This is a genomic window from Limnohabitans sp. 2KL-17 (assembly GCF_003063415.1).
Classification (GTDB): Bacteria; Pseudomonadota; Gammaproteobacteria; order Burkholderiales; family Burkholderiaceae_C; genus Limnohabitans_A.
This window is the reverse complement of the sequence record NZ_NESK01000037.1, coordinates 1-22,380: the sequence shown is the minus strand read 5'-3', so window position 1 is coordinate 22,380 and position 22,380 is coordinate 1. Positions and strand designations below refer to the sequence as shown.

Below are 22,380 nucleotides of genomic sequence, written 5' to 3'. Positions count from 1 at the left end.
ATGGGCTTACAAGTGGGCCAAGGCGAACAAAAAACGAAGGGAATATCAGAATGCGAAAGGAAAATCAAAAAAATCAAAACCATGCGGGGCGAAATTGCGCTCGCGAATGGGGTATTTCAGCAGCCTGCTAAGTCCTGACGGACAGGGGAACATGAAAGCGCGGGCTTTTCAGGCGCCCGCACTCATGGCCTTGGAGGCGGCGAGGGCTGCTGTTCAGGCAACAGCAAACTGCCTTGCAGCAAACCACGCACAGTGGCCACCACCAAGCCGCAAATCACGCTGCTGACAAAAACCAGCCAAGCCAAGGCCAGCACATGAACCCAGCCCTGAGCGGGTGCCAAATGCATGGACAAGGCCGCCGAAGCGGCTAAAGGAAATGACATGCCCCAATAGGGGATACCGAAGGCCTGCGCCAGAACGCGTTTGAGCACCGTCAATGACACGAGCGTAAAAAACAGGGACACCCCCCAAAGCATGTACACCAGCACATCAGGCGCGCCCAGTTTTGCCCCCGACAAAGCCAGCAGGGAAGGCGGGGCCATGGTCACGAAAGTAGCAGGCATCAAGCGGGGTGGCCACATGCCCACCATGCCAATCCGCACCAGCACCAACACCAAAGCCACCGGCCACAATACCGCAGCCACACCGTACTGGGCAGTGGCCCAAACCGGGTGCCCCAAAGTTGCGCCCGCCAAACCGGGCAGCACATTGCCCACCACGGGAATAAACAAGGCGGGGGTCATGCCCTGCCAAAAGTCAACCGCGGTCAGGCCCGGTTGAAACCAGCGCCGAATGACCTCCACGGTCCCCAGAAGCAAGCCCACAGAACCCAGCATCCACAAAGCGTCTGCCCACGGGCTGTAACCGAAATGAAGGGCCCAGACTGTAGGGATCAAGACCCAAGACGAGGGCAGCGTGGCCACAAACACATGGCGCATGGGATGGGTGGCATCGGCCAGCACAACCGCAGGAAATCGGATCACGCGCCACAGTTTCGCCACCATCAGCATCACGAAAACGCATCCGGCCAGCACCCCCACACCCCAAGACACCTGCACAGCCATAGGCCCCAAATGGGGCTCTGCCCGAAACCAAGCCAGTGACAGGCCGCAAAGGCCCATGACCATGGCGAACCAAGCAAAGTTCAAATGCTGAACGGATGAAACAGGGCGACTTTCAATCATGGTGCGGTTTTCCCTCGCAGACATAAAAAAACCCGTGGTCCATGCCACGGGTTTTGACGGCCAACAGGCGGCCCATTGTCAAAACGGAATGTCGTCGTCCATGTCGTCAAAGTTGCTGGCAGCGGGCTTGGCGGCTGGTGCTGGACGCTGCGCTGGTGTGGCCGCTGGACGCTCTGCGGCGGGGGCCGAACGCGGCGCATAGCCGCCGCCCTCTTCCGCAGGGCCGCCCATGCCTTGGCGGCCACCCAGCATCTGCATGGTTTCACCGCGAATTTCGGTGGCGAATTTCTCAATGCCGTCCTTGTCGGTGTATTTGCGGGTGCGCAAGCTGCCCTCAACGTAGACCTGCGAGCCTTTTTTCAGGTATTGGCCTGCTATTTCGGCCAATTTGCCGAAAAAGCTGATGCGATGCCACTCGGTGGCTTCTTTCATCTCACCGGTTGCTTTGTCCTTGTAGCGGTCGGTGGTGGCTACATTGATGTTGCTGACCGCATCCCCCGAAGGCAGGTAGCGGGTTTCCGGATCTCGGCCCAAATTGCCGACGATGATGACTTTGTTGACGGATGCCATGAAAACTCCTCGATGATGTTCGAATTATGAGGCCATTCCCCGGCCACTCTCCACGCTGGCTTGACCCTCAGGCCACCTGCCCGACCGGAGCGCCTCGACCTGGCGTCGTCATGGGCCAGGCCACAAGCAACCAGGCCAGCGTCGCCGCGCCACAGCACAAAAAAACCGCCGGACTGCCCCAGGACTTGGCCAGCCAACCGCCCATCAAACCGCCAGCAAAGAAACCAAACGACTGCAAAGTGTTGTAAACCCCCATGGCCGTGCCGCGCATGGCCCGAGGGGCGATGCGCGAGGCCAGACTGGGCTGCGTCGCTTCCAGCGCGTTGAAGCCACAGAAGAACACCAGCATCAGTACCGACAAAATGCCCAGGCTGGTGGTCCCCGCAGACTGCAGCAGCAAACCCGCTTGCACCAAAAAAATCAAGCCAATCGATAGCAAAAAGACCTTTTTCAGGTGGCCCCGCCGCTCCATGGCAAACACCACACCCAGAAACAGAAATGAAGTCAGAACAGCTGGCAAATACACCTGCCAGTGCAGCGCCTTGTCCAGCCCCGCCTGAACCAGCATGGCCGGCACCGCCACCCACATGGCCAGCTGCACGGCATGCAAAACAAATACACCCACATTCAGCCGCATCAGGTCGGCATGGGCCAGCACATCGCGCAGCTGCCCGCGTCCCTGCCCAGGCAAAGGCGCAGGGGCGGGCGGTGCGCCCCAGATCACCACGCCAACGCCGACCAAGGCCAGCAAACCGGTCAGCCAGAACAAACCTGACAAACCGATCCAGGCGGTCAGCAAGGGTGACACCACCAAAGACAACGCGAACATCAGGCCAATGCTGCCGCCCACCAGCGCCATGGCCTTGGTGCGGACTTCATCGCGCGTCAGATCGGCCAGCAAAGCCGTCACCGCGGCCGAAACAGCACCCGCACCTTGCAGGCTGCGCCCGATCAGCAGGCTGTTCAAATCGGTGGCGGCCGCGGCCCAAAAACTGCCCAAGGCAAAAATCACCAGGCCCAGCACGATGACCCGCTTGCGCCCAAACCGGTCAGAGGCCATGCCAAAAGGCAATTGCAACAACCCTTGGGTCAAGCCATAAATGCCCAAGGCCAGGCCCAGCATGACCGGGTCATCGCCGCCGGGGTACTTGCGCGCCTCGAGGGCAAAAACTGGCAGCACCAAAAACAAACCCAGCATGCGCAACGCAAAAATGCTGGCCAGTGAGGCACTGGCTCGACGCTCGGTGGACGTCATGTCTAAAGAAACAAAAGTTGAAGATTGCAAAAGATCGGCCACAAAGGCCCCCAAAAAGGGGCGCACGCAAAAGAACAATTGTCCCCGATTGACCCACCCAAGTGTCAAAAACAGCGCCGGCGGGGATAATCGAGGGTTTTGCTGATCTGACCGCCCACTGTGAACCTTGTTGACTCCCCTCTGTTGCCTGAAGAACCTGAACAAGCACGTTATTTGGCGGCTGCAATGCGCCAAACCCACATCAGCGTGCGGGGGGCACGCACGCACAACCTGAAAAACATCGACCTCGACATTCCGCGCAACCAGCTGGTGGTGATCACGGGGCTGTCGGGTTCGGGCAAATCAAGCCTGGCCTTTGACACGCTGTATGCCGAAGGTCAGCGCCGTTATGTGGAAAGCCTGTCGGCCTATGCGCGGCAGTTTTTGCAGCTGATGGACAAGCCGGACGTTGACCTGATTGAAGGGCTGTCGCCTGCGATCAGCATCGAGCAAAAAGCCACCAGCCACAACCCGCGCTCCACCGTGGGCACAGTCACCGAGATCCACGACTACCTGCGCCTGCTCTATGCCCGTGCTGGCACACCCTACTGCCCAGACCACGACCTGCCCCTGCAAGCCCAAACTGTGAGCCAGATGGTGGACGCCGTGCTGGCCTTGCCCGAAGACACCAAGCTGATGATCCTTGCGCCGATTGCGCGCGAGAGAAAAGGCGAGTTTGAAAAAGTCTTCGAGCAGATGCAGGCCTTGGGCTATGTGCGCTTTCGCGTCAATGGCCAGACGGTTGAGGTGGACGATTTGCCCACACTCAAAAAGACAGAAAAACACAACATTGATGTGGTGGTGGACCGCATCAAAGTCCGGGCTGAAGAAGACGCCAAGGCCCGAGATGCACTGCGCCAGCGCCTGGCCGAAAGCTTTGAAGCCGCGCTGCACCTGGCTGAACACCGCGCCGTGGCACTGGAGATGGACACCGGGGTTGAGCACCTTTTCAACGCCAAATTCTCCTGCCCCAGTTGCCACTATTCCATCAGCGAACTGGAACCTCGCCTGTTCTCGTTCAACTCACCCATGGGCGCTTGCCAGAGCTGTGACGGCATTGGCACCATGGCGTTTTTTGACCCGGAACGTGTGGTGGCCTTTCCCAGCCTGAGCCTGGCTAGCGGTGCCATCAAGGGCTGGGACCGCCGCAACGGCTTTTACTTCAGCATGCTCGAAAGTCTGGCCAAGCATTACCAGTTCGACATCGAAGCGCCTTTTGAAAACCTGGCCCCGAGCGCACAGCAAGTGCTGCTGCATGGGTCGGGTGACGAGGACATCAAGTTCAGCTACGTGATGGAATCGGGTGCTTCACAGGGCAAAAAGGTCAGCAAACGGCACCCGTTTGAAGGGATCATTCCCAACATGACGCGGCGCTACCGCGAGACCGACTCGCAGGTGGTGCGCGAAGACCTGGCGCGTTACCGCAACACACAAGCTTGTACCGAGTGCAAGGGCACCCGTTTGAGGCGTGAAGCTCGCCATGTGCGCATCGGTGAAGGGGCCCAGTCACGCGCTATCTTCGACATCAGTCACATCACCTTGGGCGAATCGCAGCAGTATTTTCAAAGCCTGCAACTGCAAGGGGCCAAGGCCGCGATCGCCGACAAGGTGGTGCGCGAGATCGCCCTTCGCCTGAAGTTTCTGAACGATGTGGGTCTGAATTATCTGAGCCTGGACCGCAGTGCCGACACCTTGTCAGGCGGCGAGTCCCAGCGCATTCGTCTGGCCAGCCAGATCGGCTCAGGGCTCACAGGCGTGATGTACGTGCTGGACGAGCCCAGCATCGGCCTGCACCAGCGCGACAACGACCGTTTGATCAGCACACTGCAACACCTGCGTGACATCGGCAACAGCGTGCTGGTGGTCGAGCACGACGAAGACATGATCCGCGTGGCTGACCACGTGATCGACATGGGCCCCGGCGCTGGCGTGCACGGTGGCCGCGTCATGGCGCAAGGCACCTGCGCCGACATCCTGGCAGCACCCGACTCGATCACGGGTCAGTACATGTCGGGTCGCAAAAAGATCGAGGTGCCCAAGCGCCACAAAGCGGGCAAAGACTTCATCGAGATCATTGGCGTGTCGGGCAACAACCTCAAGGGCGTCAACGTCAAGTTTCCGGTGGGCTTGCTGACCTGCGTGACCGGTGTGTCGGGCTCTGGCAAATCCACGCTGGTCAACGACACGCTGTACACCGCTGCCGCACACCAAATCCACCGCGCCCACGACGAGGCAGCGGCACACGAAGAGATCAAAGGGCTGGAACACTTTGACAAAGTTATCAACGTCGACCAATCGCCCATTGGCCGTACACCACGCAGCAACCCGGCCACCTACACGGGCCTGTTCACCCACATCCGCGAACTGATGGCCGAAGTGCCCGCTGCACGCGAACGCGGCTATGGCCCGGGGCGGTTCAGCTTCAACGTCACCGGTGGGCGCTGCGAAGCCTGCCAGGGCGACGGGATGGTGAAAGTGGAGATGCACTTTTTGCCCGATGTGTACGTGCCTTGCGACGTGTGCCACGGCATGCGCTACAACCGCGAAACCCTGGAAGTGCAATACAAGGGACAGAACATCGCGCAGATTTTGAACATGACCGTCGAAGCTGCGCACCAATTCTTCAGCGCTGTGCCCAACATTGCGCGCAAACTGCAAACCCTGCTGGATGTAGGCCTGACCTACATTCGCCTGGGCCAAAGCGCCACCACACTGTCAGGCGGTGAAGCGCAACGCGTCAAACTGGCACTCGAATTGTCCAAGCGCGACACAGGCCGCACCCTTTACATCCTGGACGAGCCCACTACCGGCCTGCACTTTGCCGACATTGACCTGTTGCTCAAGGTGCTGCACCAACTGCGCAACGCGGGCAACACCATCGTCATCATCGAACACAACCTGGATGTGATCAAAACCGCCGACTGGCTGATCGACATGGGCCCCGAGGGTGGCGCTGGTGGTGGCATGGTAGTGGGTGAAGGCACGCCGGAGCAACTGGCCAAAAACAAAGCAAGTTTCACGGGCCATTACTTGGCGCGTTTGCTTTGAGGGTTGCTGCATGAAGCGGCCAGACTGACTTTTATTCACGCTTGGCACACACCGATTTTTCGCTCACTTGTCACCCACTTTCTTTTTTTGGAACCCGTTATGAAAACCTTTGTCCGTGCCTTTTTCAGAACCCTTCGCGTTGTGCTGGGTCCCTTCATGCTGCTCAAAGAGCGTCTGACCCACCCGACTGGCGTGCAGCGCGCGCCGGCAGCGCAAAACGCCGTTGACCTGCAGTGCCAAAGCCTGGCGCTTTACCAATTCAGCACCTGCCCTTTTTGCATCAAGGTGCGCCAGGAAATGCGCAGCCTATCGCTGCCGATTGACAAGCGCGACGCGCAGCACAACAGCGCCAACCGCGAACAACTGCTGCAAGGTAGCGGCGCAACCCAAGTGCCCTGTCTCAAAATCACCGAGGCCGATGGCCAGACCCGATGGCTGCGAGACTCGGGAGCCATCGTGGCCTACCTGCGCGAGCGCTTTGCGGTACGCCCCGCTTGATCTGATCACCGAAGATGGAAACCGAGCTCAAACCGAGCCTGTACACATCGAATCTGTACCGCCTGCTGTGCCATCCGCTGCTGGCAGGCACGGGCAACAAGCAGCGCCTGCTGAAACCTACTTCGATACGCCAGACCTGGCACTGCAACAACGCCGCATGGCCGTGCACGAAAGGCTGGCGAGCGAGCAATGGCTGTTGACCGTGTAAACGGCAGGTAAAAGCCACAACTGCCTGTCACGCAGACAGGAGCGGGAAGGACCGACCCCGCCGGGAGCCTTGACTCTCGACACGCTGATGGACGATGCCGCTCTGGCCGATGTGCTGCGCCAGACACAACAAGGTGCCACCACGCTCAAGCTCGGCGATGTCAGCCAGGCACAGCGGGGGATGGGGCTTTGGCAGGAGAACTAATCTATCAGCGCCACAGAGCTTGGCACCTCATACCCGGCCAACTGCGCCGACGCCCCATCAACCCAAAACGCCTCTTCGTGCATGGCTCCCATCACTGCAAAAATGCAGCCTCGCCCCTGGCGGAGCCTCGCAACTTTCGCAAGGACCAGCCTGTCCACTGCTTGATGCGTCACTCCGACTGACGCAAACTGCGCCCCCACCCGGTGCCTGTAGCCCGCATGGCCAGGGACTCCATCCGCAGGGTGAGCGTTTGCGCCCAGTTGTGCGGCTGACCTGCAGGCGCTAAGCGGTTCATGTTCCTTTGACTCCACAGGGGCAACACTTCTTCAAAGAAGGTGCGAACACAGCTGTCGGAAGCGCCCCCCCTCACGTATGCGCTCACATGAGGCGGGCAAGGCCGCAGGCAAATCGCTGCGCGCATCCAACATCTGGTTTCTCAAAGCCCGTGGCGCCAGACCCGTGAGCGCCCACCAAGCATCAGGATAGTAAATGACCATTACGCCATGCGCTTCGGGTCCGTAAAAAACGCTGTGATTGCCCGCGATGACGGTGAAGGTCAAACAGTTTGCCTCGTTGCGGCGCATACAAACCCACCTTACTGCGTGCCATCACCGCACGCACACAAGCGCTCAAACCCCTTGGCGGTAAACGGGTTTGTACGGGAGCAAAGTTGTTGACAGCCGCATTGCAAGACATAGAAAAAGTATATATAAGCAATTATTCTCTGAAAAAATAACCACAAGAGGTATCTTATGTTCAAGACAGTATGCCTGCGGCTACGCAAGATCAAGCCATGACCACCAAACCCTTAAACAGTATCCCCTCAGTTCAGGATGGCGGTCTTTGGGGACTTAACCACCTACGCGCCATGAAAACCGACTACCTGGGTTTTGTGGCCGGGTTGCATTCCCAGCATGCGGACATTGCCCATGTGCAGGTTTTGAACGAACACATCACCCACGTCTTTCACCCTGAATGGGTACGCGAAGTACTGGTGGACCAAGCCGACTCACTGATCCGCTGGGAACGCGCCACAGAAGTCTTCAGTGTCTCCATGGGGCAAAGCGTACTGGTGACGGAAGGGGCGCAATGGCAGCGCCAACGCCGCATGTTGCAGCCGGGATTCACCCCCAAGCGCGTGGCAGCTTATGCTTCACTGATGGCATCGGCGACCATCGACGCACTGAGCTCACTGGCGTTGCGGCAGCCTGAGCAAAACGTGGACATGGATGCGCTCATGACCACCATGACACTGGATGTGATTTTGCGTGCGCTGTTCGGCATGCATCAGGTCGGCGATTCCCACCCCATCTCCGAGGCCATCCAGACCTTGAGCCATTCGAGCATCGAGGAGATGCTCAAACCGTTTTCATGGCCGCTTTGGATACCTCTGGCTTCGGTGCGGAAAGTGCGACATGCCAAACAAACGCTGGACCGGGTGATCCAGCAGCACATTCAGGCCCAGCAGTTGGCAGCGCGGAATGAGGGCCATGACCTGTTGAACATGTTGCGCCAAGCTCGCGACCCCGAGCGCCCCGATCAAGGCCTGAGCGAGCAAGAGTTGCACGACCAGACCATGGTGATGTTTCAGGCAGGCCATGAGACTACCGCCACAGCCATGGTGTGGTGGAGTGGCCTGATCGCCCGCCGCCCGGATGTGGCGAAGCACATCCATAACGAAGTAGACACGGTGCTCCAAGGCGAACCCCCAACGCCTGCCACCTTGCAGCAACTGCCTTGGCTTCAGGCCAGTCTCAAAGAGGCACTGCGACTTTACCCTCCCGCGCCCTTATTGTTCACACGCCGGGCATGCCAGGACGTGACAGTTGGACCATGGACTTTACCCAAAGGCCATCTGATCGCCTTCACACCCTATGTCATCCAGCGCGATGCCCGCTGGTTTGATTCACCCCATGAATTCAAGCCGGAGCGCTTCTTGCCCGGTGCTCCAGACACGCCCAGAGGAGCATGGATACCCTTTGGTACCGGCCCCCGGGTCTGCATCGGCCAGCACTTTGCCATGTTCGAAATGGGTTTGATCGGGGCCATGCTCATGCAGCGCTTCAGTCTGACTTGGCCAGAAGGCGCGCCATGGCCTGAGGGTGATCTGGCCGTCACCTTGCGACCCACAGCCCCCATGCGATTACGATTGCACCCAAGACCCTGAACACAGAAAAAAACCCGACTGTTCGCGTGCAGCGCAGTCGGTTGCTTTAGGTGATACCCACTCGCCGGTCGCTGGTGTACAAACGCTTTTCACTTGGAGCGCCCGATGACCACACTCCCCGCTTTGCCCAATGCCCGCCCCGCTGACGTTGGACTGTGTCCTAACCGCACGCAGCGGCTGATGGATGTGCTGCGCCGTGAGGTGGCGAGCGGGCGGCTGCCAGGCGCGGTGGCCATGATCGTGCGACAAGGTCAAATCGCCTTGTTCGAGGCTGTGGGCCAGCAAGATCCCGGCACGGGCACTCCCATGCAAACCGACAGCATCTTTCGCATTTATTCGATGACCAAACCGGTCGTTTCCGTGGCGGTGATGATGCTGGTCGAGCGCGGCCAGCTGCTGCTGAGCGATCCGGTGAGCCGCTGGTTACCCGAGTACGCCAACCAGCAAGTGGCCACAGCCAACGGTCTGGCGCCAGTCAGGCAAGCCGCCACCGTGCAAGACCTGCTGCGCCACACCGCGGGATTGACCTATGAATTTTTGGGTGACTCGGCGGTGCAGCGGCAATACGCACAAGTGGAGATCGGCTCACGCGAGAGGACCAATGCCGAATTTTCACAAACGCTGGCAGCGGTGCCTCTTCAGTTTCAGCCCGGCAGCGTCTGGGCTTACAGCCGCGCCACCGATGTGCTGGGGCGGCTGGTCGAAGTGGTCAGTGGGCAAGGCCTTGGCGCATTCCTGCAAGCCGAAATATTGGGCCCTTTGGGTATGGTGGACACCGGCTTTTCTGTGCCACTGGCCCAGCAACACCGCATTGCCGAGCCCTTTGCACACGACCCCGATGGCGGTGTGCCCATGAAAGTGCTGGAGCCTCGGCAAGTGCCGGCCATGGAAGGCGGTGGCGGCGGCCTGATGTCCACCGCCTTGGACTACACCCGTTTCTTGCAGTGCCTGCGCAACAAAGGCGAGTTGCATGGCGTGCGCCTGCTGAGTCCGCATACCGTGGACTTCATGACCGCAGACCACTTGGGCAACATGCCGGCCGACGGCACTTTGCTGCCCCCTGGCCACGGCTTCGGGTTGGGCTTTGCAGTGCGCACCCACCTGGGCCTGTCGCCTGTACCCGGTTCGGTCGGGCTGTATTACTGGGGCGGCATCGCGGGCACCACATTTTTTGTGGACCCCAAGCTTGATATGTTCGCGATGCTGATGGTTCAGGCGCCGAATCAACGCGACTATTACCGACCCCTCTTTCGTGACCTGGTTTATGCGGCGCTGATCTGAGTAGATTCATTCACCAAGGAAAAGACATGACCAAGCCTGGCCTCATGATGGAACGCCCACTGCTCATTTCGGGCATCCTCGAACACGCCGCTGCACAGTTTGGCGATCACGAAATCGTCTCTCGCGAAACGCATGGCCCGCTGCACCGCACCACCTATGCCGATGCGGCCAAGCGTGCCCGGCAACTGGCCAATGCCCTGGCCCAAATGGGCCTCAAAGCTGGCAGCGCAGTGGGCTCGATTGCCTGGAACAACCACCGCCATCTGGAAGCGTATTACGCGGTCTCGGGCAGTGGCATGGTCATGCACACCTGCAACCCGCGCCTGCATCCGCAACAACTGATCTACGTGATCAACCATGCCGAAGACGAAGTCGTGCTGTTTGACGCCACTTTTGCCCCGCTGGTCAAAGGCATTGCTGCGCATTGCCCCCAGGTACGCGCCTGGGTCTGCATGGCGGATGCGGCCAACACGCCGGTCATCGAGGGCGTGACCCCTGTGCTGAACTATGAAGACCTGATCGCACCGCACAGCAGCGCGTTTGACTGGCCCGAGCTCCCTGAAAACACCGGCGCGGCCCTGTGCTACACCTCGGGCACCACCGGCAACCCCAAGGGCGTGCTGTACTCGCACCGCGCCATCGTGTTGGATGCGACCACCGCCTGTATGCCGGACGTACTGGGCCTGTCCACACAAGAAACCATTCTGCCCGTGGTGCCCATGTTCCACATCAACGCCTGGTGCATTCCCTATGCCGCGCTGGTGGCTGGCACCAAGCTGGTCTTACCCGGACCCAAGCTCGACGGCCCCAGCCTGTTTGAGTTGATGGAGTCCGAGCAGGTCACCATCAGCGCGGGCGTGCCCACCATCTGGATGGGCTTGATCCAACACGTCGAGCAAAACAAGCTGCGCTTTGCCCACATGAAGCGCACCTGTGTGGGCGGCACGGCCATGCCCATGGCGCTTATTGCCAAGTTCATGGACACCTATGGCGTGGAGGTGCGTCACGGCTGGGGTATGACCGAAACCACCGCCGTGGCCACCATGAGCAACCTGAGCCGCGCCGACCACCAAAAGCCCGCTGCCGAGCAACACGCCATCGTGGCCAAACAGGGCAAAACCGTGTCGGGGATCGAGATCAAGGTGGTCGATGAACATGGCGCCAGCCTGCCCCGCGACGGCAGCTCACAAGGTGAATTGATGGTGCGCGGCCAGTGGATCGTCGAGCGTTATTACAAGGCTGAAAAAACCGCGCTGGTGGACGGCTGGTTCCCCACAGGCGACATCGCCACCATTGATGCGCAGGGCACCATGCAGATCCGCGACCGCACCAAGGACGTGATCAAGACCGGTGGCGAGTGGATCAGCTCCATCGATCTGGAAAATGCTGCCATCGGTCACCCCGCTGTGGCCATGGCTGCCGTGATTGGCGTCAAGCACCCCAAATGGGACGAGCGCCCGCTGCTGTTCATCGTGCGCAAGCCGGGGCACAGCGTGGACAAGCAGGAGATCCTCGACTTCCTCACAACCCAGGTGGCCAAGTGGTGGGTGCCTGACGACGTGGTCTTCCTTGAGTCGCTGCCGGTGGGCGGCACCGGCAAAGTGCAAAAGAACGAACTGCGCAAGGAATACGGCGGCGTGTTCAGCTGACGCTTCAAGCCCTTTGGCTCAAGCCTGGTCTCTTTAAACCCTGGCGCTTGGCCGTTCGTTCATCCGGTCGCGCCAGGCTTGCAGGGCCAGCATGCCTTCGTCACCAGGCACAAACTTCATCAGGCCCCGGGCAAACTCCAGCGCGCAAAACGCGGTGATGTCGGCGACGGTGAAGCGCTCCCCCGCGATCCATGTCTGGCGTTGCAGGCTTTGGTCAAACCAGCGCGCCACCTCGCGCACCTTTTCGGCCTGAGAGCGGCCAAACTCCGGAAACTGCGGCTTTTCCAACGCCGCCAAACCGGGATGGCCGTGGCGGATGGCGTTGGCAATGCCGCCCAGCAAATACAGCTCGACCTGACGGTCAACCATCTCGATGAAGCCGCGCTCATCACCGCCCTCACCCATCAGGTTGGGCTCTGGGTAACGGCCTTCCAGCAAGGTGCAGATCGCCCGCGTCTCGGTGATCACACGGCCATCGTCCAGTTCCAAAGCGGGCACTTTGGCCAACGGGCTTTTGGCCAGGTAAGCGGGCTGGCGGTGCTCGCCACCGTTCAGATCCAGGTTCACCATCTCAATGCCGGTGATGTTTTTCTCGAACAGAAACATCAGCACACGGCGGGGGCTTGGGGCGCGTTGGGCGGTGTAAAGCTTCATGGGCGGTCTCAACCAGCTGCCTTGTTGCTTTGGCCCATCTCGACCATGGTGCGGGCCTTCTCTGAATAAGCCCGGGCTATGTCTTCACCGTCTTTGCGCAGGTCAATCTTGGAGGGCGGCGCCTCGATGCCGCGCAACACCGCCGGACGAAGGCGAATGGCTTCGAGCCAGCGCTTGAGGTGCGGCAGGTCATCGACCTCCACGCCCGACCAGCGGTGCGTGCGCACCCAGGCCCAGTTAGCAATGTCGGCGATCGAGTAATCACCCGCCAGGTATTCGTGGTCTTTCAGGTGCCCATCCAGCACGCGAAACAGCCGCCGACTCTCGCCCTGATAGCGATCGATCGCGGGCTGGATCTTTTCTGGAAAATAGCGAAAGAACACATTGGCCTGCCCCATCATCGGCCCGATGCCGCCCATCTGGAACATCAGCCACTGCATGACGCGTGAGCGGCCTTTGGCATCTCTGGGCATGAGCTGTCCGGTTTTTTCGGCCAGGTAAATCATGCAGGCCCCCGACTCGAACACCGCGAAATCATCGGCCGCACGGTCCACGATGGCGGGGATGCGGCCGTTGGGGTTGATGGCCAAAAACGCCGGCAATTTTTGCTCGCCCAAGGTCAGGTCGAGCAGCTTGAGCGTGTAAGGCAGCGCCAGCTCTTCGAGCACGATGGAGACTTTGTGCCCGTTGGGCGTGGCGGAGGTGTAGAGGTCGATCATGGGCAAAGATTAGCAGCCTGATCCGGGGTGTACTGGCACGCAGATGACAGTCTTGAAAAGTGGTTTTTCCGGACACCGCCAATGCCAGCCGCCAAGGTGCCCAACAAAATAGCCCATAAAGTCATCCCGACTTGCAAGCCCGAACATGCATTGGGCGCAACCCAAAGTGCGCCTACCCGCTAAGGCCCTTAAATGGCTTCGTCTATGACCACATCAATGGGCACACCCCACAGTTCGGCTTGTGCTTGTAAATGCTGGATGGGTTGACGCGCCCATTCCCCTCGGATATAGCCCAGCGCCACCATGGCACCGGCCTCGTAGCCCCAGCCTGCAGAGGTGATTTCACCGACAAAGCGGCCATTTACATTGAGGGGTTCACCACCCCACAGATACTGATTGGGATCCTTCACGAGAATCTTGACCAATTTCTTGTCCAAGAGCACCGGGCCTTTGGCTTTGCATTCAAGCAAGGCTTTTTTTCCTTTGAAGCCGGCTTGCTTGTCCAATTTGACGCCAGCCCACAGGCCAGCTTCAAAGGGTGTCTCATCCGGACCCATTTCAGCACCCCACGCCCTTCTCTGGCGCTCGATTCGCAATGCATCGAGTGCGTAGTAGCCTGCATCACGCAGGCCCAAATCGGCGCCTGCGGCTTGCAAGGCCAAGTAAACATGTCGGGTCATTTCAACGGGCACATACAACTCATAACCAGGTCCACCGACATAGCTCATGCGCGCAGCTCGCACTTTGGCATGACCCACATCAATATCTTTTGTCTGCGCAAACGCCAAATGTTGGGGCGATAAATTGTCAGGGCACACGCGCGACATCAACTCCGCAGCACGCGGCCCCATCAGTGACAACACGCAATACTGGGCTGTCACGTCGTTGATGTAAACACGCATGTCGGGCGTCAGGTGGCGCTGCAACCAATCCAAATCACGTGTGGTTTGACCTGACCCTGTCACCACCATGAAACGCTCTTCGGCCAGACGAATCACAGTGAGGTCACTTTCAAAACCACCGCGATCGTTCAACAAGGCGGTGTAAACCATTTTGCCAATCACCACATCGATGTCGTTGGCGCACATGTGCTGCAAGAAACTCAAGGCATCGGGGCCCTGCACCCATAATTTGGAAAATGAAGATTGATCGTAAAGCGCCACCGCTTCACGTGTCGCTTTTTGCTCTGCTTGCACCCAAGGCAGCCAATCAGGCCTGTCCAAGGTATCCCGGGCCGCAGGCGAGCCTGCGGGTTTAAAGTAGTTCACACGTTCCCAGCCGTTTTTACTGCCAAATTCAGCCCCTTTGGCGGCCAAAACATCGTAGAGCGGCGAGCAACGCAAAGGCCTGACGGTTTGCAACTCTTGGCGAGGCCAACGCATGGCGTAATGCAAGCCCAAAGTTTCAGCAGTTCTTTCGGACAGTGCTTTTCGATTGCCCGTAAAAGCACCGAAACGGCGCACATCCACATCCCACAAATCAACACTGGGTTCACCGCCCACAATCCATTCGGCCATCAAGCGCCCCGCGCCGCCCGAGTTGGCAATCCCGGCTGAATTGAAGCCGGCGCATACAAAATAATTTCGCACCTCAGGCGCTTCGCCCAAAATAAAATTGCCATCAGGCGTGAAACTCTCCGGACCGTTCAGCAACATTTTGACCTTGGCAGTTTCGAGGCAAGGTGTGCGTTGAATGGCGTTCACCATCAAGATTTCAAATTGATCCCAGTCTTCGTCTAGCAATTGAAATTGGAAGCTTGAAGGAATGGGATGCACATTCCAGGGTTTGGCCACCGGCTCAAAGCCCCCCATCACCAATCCACCCACTTCTTCTTTGTAATAGATGTAACCATCGGGGTCACGCACCACGGGCCACATGGGGTGAATTCCTTCAATTTTGTCTGTCACGATGTAATAATGCTCGGCTGAATACAAGGGGACATTGACGCCTGCCAACTGACCAAATTGACGCGCCCATTGGCCCGCACAGTTCACCAAAATGTCACACTGAATATCCCCCTGCTTGGTTTTGACACCCTTCACGCGACCTTCATCCAGGTCAACGCCAGTGACTTCAATGTCCTCGAAAATTTTTACGCCACGTTGCCGTGCGCCCTTGGCCAAGGACATGCACAAATCGGCCGGATTGGCTTTGCCATCGCCCGGAATCCAAATGCCCCCCACCAAATCATCGGTTCGCAGCAAGGGGGCACGCTCGCCTACTTCTTGGGGTGTGATTTCATGCACTTCCACCCCAAAACTCCGGGCCAAGGCAATTTGTTTGCGCAGCACTTTCATGCGCTCCGGGGTTCGGGCTACATTGACACTGCCGCATTGTTTCCATCCTGTGGCCAACCCCGTTTCCGCTTCTAGCGAGGAATACAACTCGATGCCGTACTTGCTCATGCTCGTCATGTTGCGGTTGGGTCGCATTTGCCCCACCAGACCTGCGGCATGCCAAGTGGTACCGCTGGTCAATTTGCCTTGTTCCAACAAAACCACATCGGTTTGTCCCAACTTGGCCAGGTGATACGCCACAGAACAACCCGCAATGCCGCCGCCCACAATCACAATTTTGGCATGCGTTGGAAACTGATGTGTTGACATGATGGAACCCCGTAAGAAGCAGTCAGTGAATCAGTGAAAGGCAACGACATCTGCCCTTGCTAGCCCAATCGCAGGGCCGCAACACCGGACAATATGACAACGGTGCCTGCAATTCTTTGTCGCGTCCAGACCTCTTTCAAGAACCAGGCGCCAATCAGCGCCGCAAAAAAAACCGATGTTTCACGCAAGGCCGCCACCATGGCCACAGGCGCCACGGTCATGGCCCACAAGGCAATGGCGTAAGAACCGATGGAAGCCAGTGCGCCGCCCACGGCCACTGGCCAGCGCCCACGCACATACGGCCAAACCTGCCCTTTGCGCTGCGTGTAAACCAAAGCCGCAAAAGGCCAGCCATCCAACACAAACAGCATGCTGATGTACTGCACCACATGCCCAGAAGTTCGCGCACCCTTGGCGTCAATCACGGTGTAGATGGCAATCAACACCGCATTGCTTAAAGCAAAAACAATGGCCTTGCGATGCGACCACCACGCCTTGGTAAAGCCCAACAGCAGAACACCACCACAAATGCAGGCTACGCCCACCCAGGCCATGAGCGACAAAGCCTCACCGATGAAAGCGACTGAAGCAATGGCCACCAGCACGGGTGCCGTGCCCCGCATCAAAGGATAGGTGAGCCCCAGGTCGCCGTGCTTGTAGGCACCTGCCAATGCAAAGTAATAGCCCACATGCACCACCAAGGAGCCCAGGATGTAGGGCCAAGACTCAGGTGGTGGTGGCCCCACATACAAACACACAGGCATGGCCAACACCGAGCACAGCACATGGATACGGGCGGTGTCTAAAGTTTTGTCTGTGCTGGATTTGACAAGCGCATTCCAACTGGCATGCAGCAGCGCACCCAACAACACAATCAACAAAACAGACCACGTCATGGTCTGCTTAAGCCTTCAAAGCACAGCGTCTTGCAATTTGCATGTAATGGGAAAGTCCGGGAGTTTGAAGGCTCGGCTGCTTGGCCAAGTCGTCCCACAAACGCAAACGCACAGCATCAGGGGCGCCTGGTTCTGTGATGAATTTGTCAGCCTCTTCTTTTGAGAAAATGCCGCCCTGAAGTTTCAAACTGCGCTTGGAGTCTTCCGACAAGCCTTCGTAATATTCAGGCCGCGTTGCGCACAAATACCGCTTGGCGTCCACATGCCGCTGAATGGCATCAATGACCGCATCCGAGAGCAATCCACGCAGAAATGGCACCACACGGTATTGGTGCACATCATCCACACCATGCAAGCTGGGCGTGTCGCCAAAATCGTGCAAGAGGTGCCCCAAGTCATGCAGAAAAGCGGCCGTGACCAACTCTTCGCTGGCACCCTCTTGCTCGCCCAAATGACCGGACTGCAGGGCATGCTGCAGTTGGGTCACTGGCTCACCGGTGTACTGCTCATGGCCTTTTTCCTCAAACAGTTTTTCTATATCGTCTAAGGTTAAAGCCATGGTCGACCTACAAAAGTGTGCCGTCAAAAAATCAGTCAGACAAGAGGTCTGGCTGCTTCAAGCGAGTGCTGGTCAACGCCCCCGCCTGCTCCAAAATAGGATAGGCGATAGAGCAAATGTGAGAATTGATGCGCTTCAAATCGCTGATCAAATCAATGTGCAATGAGCTGGTACCAATGCTCTGCGGTGTATTTTCTTGCAATCGTGCCAAATGACGGCTGGCGTATTCGTGCTCTAGGTTTCTGAACTGCACTTTTTGCTCCAGCAGTTCTTGGGCATTGCGCACACCACCATCTAAAAACACACTCATACCCAATTGCAAGTTGGCCACCAACCGCTGGTGCAAATCTTCGATTTCAGAAAAACCCGCTTCGGAAAACTTGCGGCCTTTGGCAATTTTTTTATCTTCAATGTCTTGCAGGACTCTCTCAATGATGTCGCCCACTTGCTCCATGTTGATGGCAAAGGACATGATGTCAGCCCAGCGCTGACCTTCCCTCTGGGACAAAGCCTCACGAGAAATTTGTATCAAATAAAACTTGATGGCGGAATACAAATCGTCCACCCCGTCGTCCATTTCACGAAGCTTTTCAGCCAATTGAGCATCGTCGTTTTGAATCACCGGCATGATGCCGCGCAACATGGTCTCAACCACGTCGGCTTGGTGCAAGGCCTCGCGCGCCGCGCAGGCAATGGCCAGTGAGGGCGTGCTGAGCGCCGTAGGGTCTAGGTATTTAGGCTGAACCTTGTTGCTGTCAATTGGCGCAGCGAGCAAATAGTGGGTCAACCATTCACCGACTTTTCCTGTGAACATCACCATCGAAAAGGACAGCAGCACATTGAACAAGAAGTGAAAACTCACCACCGCGTCTAAACCCCAAGCCCGTATGTCAACCGCCACAAGCAGATAAAAACCCAAAAATGGCACCGCTAAAGCACAGCCAACAGCTTTGAACAGTAGATTGCCCAAGGGAACACGACGCACTTCTGCAGGGGATTTGGACAGGGTTAAAAATGCCAACAAGCCACTGCCCAAATTGGCACCCAACACCAAGCCCAAAGCCATGGGCAAAGACACCACTTGGGTTTGACACAAGGTTGCCGTCAACAAAACCATGGCCAAGCTGGAATAAGAAATGACAGTCAGCAAGGCCCCGATCAAAATCAAAATCACCGGATCGTTAGGCAACACGCTGAGCAAAACGTGCATGCCGTGTGATTGGGTGATGGGCCGAGTTGCTTCCACGATCAAATGCAAAGCCAAGGTCATCAAACCCAGGCCAATGGCCACTCGACCCCAACGGCCCCATGTGTTTTTTTGATTGGCCACAAAGACCACTACGCCGACCACAATCAGCAAGGGCGAGAGCCAACTCAAATCGAATGAGAACATCAGCGCCATCAGGCTGGTGCCAACGTCAGCGCCAAGCATCATGATCAAGGCTGTGGCGGTAAGAAAAATACCCTGCCCCACAAAGAAACTAACAATCAGACAAGTGGCGGTACTTGATTGCAGCAAGCTGCTTACACCCACGCCAGACACAAACGCCCACATGGGGTTTTTGACACTGCTGGCCAACAACTCGCGCAGTGAAGCCCCGAAAACTCGCAGGATGCCTGTTCGCACAGTGTGCGTACCCCACACCAAAAGTGCAATCGCTGCCAGCAAGTTCAAAAGGTTGTGCATGTGCTCACGCCCAAGGCATGGAGTAAGTTTTGATATTGGTAAAACTCTTCATGGCCTCTTGCACGCCTTCTTTGTAGCCCAATCCAGAATCCTTGATGCCGCCAAACGGTGTGAGTTCCAAGCGGTAGCCAGGCACTTCACGCACATTGACATTGCCCATTTGCAACTCGTTCACAAAGCGCACGATGTAGTCCATGCGATTGGTGCACACACCACTCGACAAGCCATACACCGTGCCATTCGCCATCTGAATGGCTTCATCAATATCCTTGAATTGAATGATGGGCGACACGGGACCAAAGGTTTCTTCTTTGACCAACAGCATCTCGGGCCGAACTTGGTCCACCACGGTTGGCGAATACAAAGCACCGCGCCGTTGGTTGCCCACCAACAGGCGCGCACCGTGGGCAATGGCATCGTTCACGCGTGACTCAAAAAACTTGGCCGCTGCTTCATCAATCACTGTGCCCATCAAATTGTCTTTGTCAGACGGATCGCCATACGACCAGGCCTTGGTTTTTTGAACCACCAAATCGGTAAACTCTTTGGCCACCGATTGATGCACCAACATCCGCTTGACCGCAGTACAGCGCTGGCCTGAATTTTTGTACGAACCCTGAACTGCCAAATTGGAAGCTTCATCCAAGTCAGCATCCTCCATGACGATGAGCGGGTCGTTGCCCCCCAACTCCAACACAATGCGTCGGTAACCCGCCTTGTCAGCAATGTATTTGCCAATGGCCACACCCCCTGTGAAGGTGATCAAATCCACCGCAGAGTGCGTCAGCATTTCATCGGCAATTTCACGAGGGTCACCGGTGATCACGCTGAGCATTTCGGGCGGCAGACCGGCCTCATAAAGCAAATCAGCAAAGTAAATGGCCGAATACGGCACTTTCTCTGAAGGCTTGAGCACCATGCGGTTGTTAGTGGCCACACTGGGAATGACCTTGTGCGCCACTTGGTTCATCGGGTGATTGAACGGCGTAATGGCAGTGATCACACCCAGCAGGGGGGCGCGCTGTGTGTAGACACGACGCTTCTTGCCGTGGGGCGTTAAATCGCAACTGAAAATTTGACCATCGTCTATCAGCACCGCTTGCGCACCAAACAACAACACATCGCTGACGCGGCCAGCTTCGTAAATTGCGTCCTTCATGCACAAGCCAGCTTCCGCAGAGATCAAATTGGCAATGTCTTGCAAATTATCTTGTACCAATGCCGCGGCTTTGTTCAAAATGGCCGCCCGGTCAAAGCGTGACAATTTGGGTTTGTAGGCTTGCGCCAATGCATAGGCTTCGCGAACTTCTTCCAAAGTGGCTTTGGGCACTGTGCCTAAACACTGTTCGGTGAAGGGATTGAAAACCTCAATGCAACGATCGCGTCCTGCGCCCACTTTTCCCCCCCCAATGCGCATGGCATCAAGCTGGTGGTCTTTGATGAATTGTGCTACTTGACTCATGACAACAGCCTTTGCAATTTATGCGTTTTGTCCAAAATTCAAAGCCAGGTCAAAGGCATCGAAATTGCGCCAGCGGCGTTGACGGTCCAGGTTTGGAACTTCACGGTTCATGATCAAAGGTACGCGCTGCTCACTGATGCCACCGTGTGATCGCAATGGCACATCCAGACCCGACAAATCGTGTTTTGATTTGGCAGTTCCCAAAACCGTGTCGTATTCAGACACCACCACCAAATCCCCCAACCGGTCTGCTGGTAATTCAAATTTTTCAGCGGCTTGTGCGCGCGTCAAAACCACTTCAATGCCCTGCTCAGCTTGCAATTTTTCGCATGCTTTGACAGGGTCCGTACCGGCTGGCAAGTAAATGGTGGCAAACGAGCCCAGGGCGCCGTGGTGGACCACGTAAGGGTCGGTGATTGGCAAGATCACGCGCACCGCGCCTGCGCCCAACCATGCATCAAACCAGTCTTGCAAATAAATCACCTTGGGTTGGCCATCCATGCCCACTTTGGCGTTCATGCCGTGGTCTGCTGTCAGCACCACCACGCAGCCCATGGCATCTAATTGCGCCATGTAACCGTCCATCATGGCGTAGAACGCATTGGCACCGTCTGTGCCAGGCGAAAATTTGTGCTGAATGTAATCAGTGGTCGACAAATACATCACATCGGGGCTTTGAGTTTTCATCAGCCACACGCCTGCGGCAAATACAAATTCAGACAGGTCTGCGCTGTAAACACTGGGCAGCGGCTTGCCCACTTTGTTCAGCACGTCGTCAATGCCATGCTCTGCCACCGTGGCCTTGTCTGCCTTTTCGGCTGAGAAGCAAATGCCCTTCATGTTGTGACCCAACAATTGGCGCAACTTGTCCTTGGCTGTAATCACCGCCATCTTGCAACCCGCATCCGACAAAGCGGCCAGCAATGAAGGTGCGCGCAACCACTTGGGGTCGTTCATCATCACTTCAACGTTGTTCGCACTGTCGTACAAGTAGTTGCCACAGATGCCATGCACGCTGGGCGGCACGCCAGTGACAATGGACAAGTTGTTGGGATTGGTAAAGCTGGGCACCACGCAATCGGCATGCAGGACGGTGCCTAGTGCCAATACTTTTTTCATCCAAGGCATATGACCACCCGCCACAGCTTGGCCCAAATAATCGGGCTCGCAGCCGTCGACACACACCACCACCACGGGCTGTTTGGGCATTTGATACGCACGATTGTTCACTTGCATGATGTTTCCTTTTATTGCGCTTTGCGCTCTGAGTATTTAAGGCTACGCTGAACAAGCCACCGAATTCAGCGATATGTTGCTAGTTGATTGCATGATGCGAGATGTGATGGGCGAAGCGGCCCAATTTCGGCCCGTATTTCTGGCCTTTTCACGCCAGACACGCGCATTGCGCGCTCTGAAGACGCACTCATGCCATGCGGCGTCCACGCGCTAAGTAGATGTTGGCCAGACCCAAGGCCACGAACGAGCGCGTGGCGTTCTTGGCCAGGCCGCGATAGCGCACCTTGGTGAAGCCCCACAGCCGCTTGACCACTGCGAAGACGTGCTCCACCCGGGCGCGTACCTTGGACTTGTTGCGATTCTTCGAGCGCAGGGCCGGGTCAACCTCACCTCCCTTGCGCACCCGCTGGTTGGTGAAGTCGTTCGCATGTGGTGCCTTGGATGCGATCAGTGCCTTC

At 57.4% G+C, this 22,380-nt stretch carries 20 protein-coding genes; 7 read left to right on the top strand and 13 right to left on the bottom strand.

What is annotated here, in order from left to right:
• Positions 1-182: 182 nt before the first annotated feature.
• From B9Z45_RS15360 to B9Z45_RS15350, 3 genes are all read right to left on the bottom strand, one after another.
• Positions 183-1,184: a C4-dicarboxylate ABC transporter gene (locus tag B9Z45_RS15360; protein WP_158270441.1), complete on the bottom strand. Its 1,002-nt coding sequence runs from the start codon at positions 1,182-1,184 to the stop codon at positions 183-185.
• Between the two features lie 78 nt (positions 1,185-1,262).
• The gene (gene ssb / locus B9Z45_RS15355; protein WP_108408091.1) at positions 1,263-1,754 is read right to left on the bottom strand and encodes a single-stranded DNA-binding protein; all 492 of its coding nucleotides are present in this window, start codon (positions 1,752-1,754) and stop codon (positions 1,263-1,265) included.
• Between the two features lie 67 nt (positions 1,755-1,821).
• On the bottom strand, positions 1,822-3,009 hold the full coding sequence (locus tag B9Z45_RS15350; protein ID WP_108408095.1) for an MFS transporter: 1,188 nt from the start codon (positions 3,007-3,009) through the stop codon (positions 1,822-1,824).
• A gap of 225 nt (positions 3,010-3,234) precedes the next feature.
• On the opposite strand from B9Z45_RS15350, the gene uvrA reads away from it, so the two are divergent.
• From uvrA to B9Z45_RS17550, 4 genes are all read left to right on the top strand, one after another.
• Positions 3,235-6,096, top strand: coding sequence for an excinuclease ABC subunit UvrA (uvrA, locus tag B9Z45_RS15345; RefSeq protein WP_108408094.1), 2,862 nt, complete (start codon positions 3,235-3,237; stop codon positions 6,094-6,096).
• 99 nt (positions 6,097-6,195) lie between these two features.
• Positions 6,196-6,594: a glutaredoxin gene (locus B9Z45_RS15340; RefSeq protein ID WP_108408093.1), complete on the top strand. Its 399-nt coding sequence runs from the start codon at positions 6,196-6,198 to the stop codon at positions 6,592-6,594.
• Positions 6,575-6,802 carry a hypothetical protein gene (locus tag B9Z45_RS16930; protein ID WP_146180932.1) on the top strand — a complete coding sequence of 76 codons (228 nt, stop codon included), beginning with the start codon at positions 6,575-6,577 and terminating at the stop codon, positions 6,800-6,802. The genes B9Z45_RS15340 and B9Z45_RS16930 overlap by 20 nt, the downstream gene beginning before the upstream one ends.
• Before the next feature lie 69 nt (positions 6,803-6,871).
• Entirely contained in the window at positions 6,872-7,006 is a 135-nt protein-coding gene (locus B9Z45_RS17550; protein ID WP_255562052.1) for a hypothetical protein, read from the top strand.
• 169 nt (positions 7,007-7,175) lie between these two features.
• Here the strand turns inward: B9Z45_RS17550 and B9Z45_RS17545 are convergent, their stop codons facing one another.
• Entirely contained in the window at positions 7,176-7,301 is a 126-nt protein-coding gene (locus tag B9Z45_RS17545) for a hypothetical protein (protein ID WP_255562051.1), read from the bottom strand.
• Positions 7,302-7,874: 573 nt separating this feature from the next.
• On the opposite strand from B9Z45_RS17545, the gene B9Z45_RS15325 reads away from it, so the two are divergent.
• The 3 genes from B9Z45_RS15325 to B9Z45_RS15315 all read left to right on the top strand — a co-directional run bounded on the left by B9Z45_RS15325 (position 7,875) and on the right by B9Z45_RS15315 (position 12,103).
• Entirely contained in the window at positions 7,875-9,173 is a 1,299-nt protein-coding gene (locus B9Z45_RS15325; RefSeq protein WP_108408088.1) for a cytochrome P450, read from the top strand.
• A 105-nt stretch (positions 9,174-9,278) separates the two neighbouring features.
• Positions 9,279-10,454, top strand: coding sequence for a serine hydrolase (locus tag B9Z45_RS15320; RefSeq protein WP_108408087.1), 1,176 nt, complete (start codon positions 9,279-9,281; stop codon positions 10,452-10,454).
• A gap of 26 nt (positions 10,455-10,480) precedes the next feature.
• A complete protein-coding gene (locus B9Z45_RS15315) occupies positions 10,481-12,103 on the top strand; it encodes a long-chain-fatty-acid--CoA ligase (RefSeq protein WP_108408086.1) in 1,623 nt (540 codons plus the stop codon).
• A 33-nt stretch (positions 12,104-12,136) separates the two neighbouring features.
• On the opposite strand, the gene B9Z45_RS15310 is transcribed toward B9Z45_RS15315, so the two are convergent.
• The 9 genes from B9Z45_RS15310 to B9Z45_RS15270 all read right to left on the bottom strand — a co-directional run.
• Positions 12,137-12,757, bottom strand: coding sequence for a glutathione S-transferase family protein (locus tag B9Z45_RS15310; RefSeq protein ID WP_108408085.1), 621 nt, complete (start codon positions 12,755-12,757; stop codon positions 12,137-12,139).
• Between the two features lie 8 nt (positions 12,758-12,765).
• Positions 12,766-13,476: a glutathione S-transferase family protein gene (locus tag B9Z45_RS15305; protein ID WP_108408084.1), complete on the bottom strand. Its 711-nt coding sequence runs from the start codon at positions 13,474-13,476 to the stop codon at positions 12,766-12,768.
• Positions 13,477-13,664: 188 nt separating this feature from the next.
• Positions 13,665-16,082: an FAD-dependent oxidoreductase gene (locus tag B9Z45_RS15300; protein WP_108408083.1), complete on the bottom strand. Its 2,418-nt coding sequence runs from the start codon at positions 16,080-16,082 to the stop codon at positions 13,665-13,667.
• A 59-nt stretch (positions 16,083-16,141) separates the two neighbouring features.
• Positions 16,142-16,978, bottom strand: a complete 837-nt coding sequence (locus B9Z45_RS15295; RefSeq protein WP_108408082.1) for an EamA family transporter — start codon at positions 16,976-16,978, stop codon at positions 16,142-16,144.
• A gap of 7 nt (positions 16,979-16,985) precedes the next feature.
• Positions 16,986-17,537, bottom strand: a complete 552-nt coding sequence (locus tag B9Z45_RS15290; RefSeq protein ID WP_108408081.1) for a phosphonate degradation HD-domain oxygenase — start codon at positions 17,535-17,537, stop codon at positions 16,986-16,988.
• Between the two features lie 31 nt (positions 17,538-17,568).
• Entirely contained in the window at positions 17,569-19,224 is a 1,656-nt protein-coding gene (locus B9Z45_RS15285) for a Na/Pi cotransporter family protein (RefSeq protein ID WP_108408080.1), read from the bottom strand.
• A 4-nt stretch (positions 19,225-19,228) separates the two neighbouring features.
• Complete coding sequence (phnY, locus tag B9Z45_RS15280; protein ID WP_108408079.1) at positions 19,229-20,686, bottom strand: phosphonoacetaldehyde dehydrogenase; 1,458 nt, start codon at positions 20,684-20,686, stop codon at positions 19,229-19,231.
• A gap of 18 nt (positions 20,687-20,704) precedes the next feature.
• Positions 20,705-21,922: a phosphonoacetate hydrolase gene (gene phnA / locus B9Z45_RS15275; protein WP_108408078.1), complete on the bottom strand. Its 1,218-nt coding sequence runs from the start codon at positions 21,920-21,922 to the stop codon at positions 20,705-20,707.
• Positions 21,923-22,109: 187 nt separating this feature from the next.
• Positions 22,110-22,380: transposase (locus B9Z45_RS15270; RefSeq protein ID WP_146180911.1), on the bottom strand; the 271-nt coding region annotated here is incomplete at its 5' end.

Excerpts from the sequence above, each read along its gene's own strand:
- phnY (WP_108408079.1), bottom strand. The coding sequence starts at position 20,686 with ATGAGTCAAGTAGCACAATTCATCAAAGACCACCAGCTTGATGCCATG.
- B9Z45_RS17545 (WP_255562051.1), bottom strand. The coding sequence starts at position 7,301 with ATGAACCGCTTAGCGCCTGCAGGTCAGCCGCACAACTGGGCGCAAACG.
- phnA (WP_108408078.1), bottom strand. The coding sequence starts at position 21,922 with ATGCAAGTGAACAATCGTGCGTATCAAATGCCCAAACAGCCCGTGGTG.
- B9Z45_RS15320 (WP_108408087.1), top strand. The coding sequence starts at position 9,279 with ATGACCACACTCCCCGCTTTGCCCAATGCCCGCCCCGCTGACGTTGGA.
- uvrA (WP_108408094.1), top strand. The coding sequence starts at position 3,235 with ATGCGCCAAACCCACATCAGCGTGCGGGGGGCACGCACGCACAACCTG.
- B9Z45_RS15300 (WP_108408083.1), bottom strand. The coding sequence starts at position 16,082 with ATGTCAACACATCAGTTTCCAACGCATGCCAAAATTGTGATTGTGGGC.
- B9Z45_RS15325 (WP_108408088.1), top strand. The coding sequence starts at position 7,875 with ATGAAAACCGACTACCTGGGTTTTGTGGCCGGGTTGCATTCCCAGCAT.
- B9Z45_RS15360 (WP_158270441.1), bottom strand. The coding sequence starts at position 1,184 with ATGATTGAAAGTCGCCCTGTTTCATCCGTTCAGCATTTGAACTTTGCT.
- B9Z45_RS15285 (WP_108408080.1), bottom strand. The coding sequence starts at position 19,224 with ATGCACAACCTTTTGAACTTGCTGGCAGCGATTGCACTTTTGGTGTGG.
- ssb (WP_108408091.1), bottom strand. The coding sequence starts at position 1,754 with ATGGCATCCGTCAACAAAGTCATCATCGTCGGCAATTTGGGCCGAGAT.
- B9Z45_RS15350 (WP_108408095.1), bottom strand. The coding sequence starts at position 3,009 with ATGACGTCCACCGAGCGTCGAGCCAGTGCCTCACTGGCCAGCATTTTT.
- B9Z45_RS15340 (WP_108408093.1), top strand. The coding sequence starts at position 6,196 with ATGAAAACCTTTGTCCGTGCCTTTTTCAGAACCCTTCGCGTTGTGCTG.
- B9Z45_RS15310 (WP_108408085.1), bottom strand. The coding sequence starts at position 12,757 with ATGAAGCTTTACACCGCCCAACGCGCCCCAAGCCCCCGCCGTGTGCTG.
- B9Z45_RS15295 (WP_108408082.1), bottom strand. The coding sequence starts at position 16,978 with ATGACGTGGTCTGTTTTGTTGATTGTGTTGTTGGGTGCGCTGCTGCAT.
- B9Z45_RS15290 (WP_108408081.1), bottom strand. The coding sequence starts at position 17,537 with ATGGCTTTAACCTTAGACGATATAGAAAAACTGTTTGAGGAAAAAGGC.
- B9Z45_RS15315 (WP_108408086.1), top strand. The coding sequence starts at position 10,481 with ATGACCAAGCCTGGCCTCATGATGGAACGCCCACTGCTCATTTCGGGC.
- B9Z45_RS15305 (WP_108408084.1), bottom strand. The coding sequence starts at position 13,476 with ATGATCGACCTCTACACCTCCGCCACGCCCAACGGGCACAAAGTCTCC.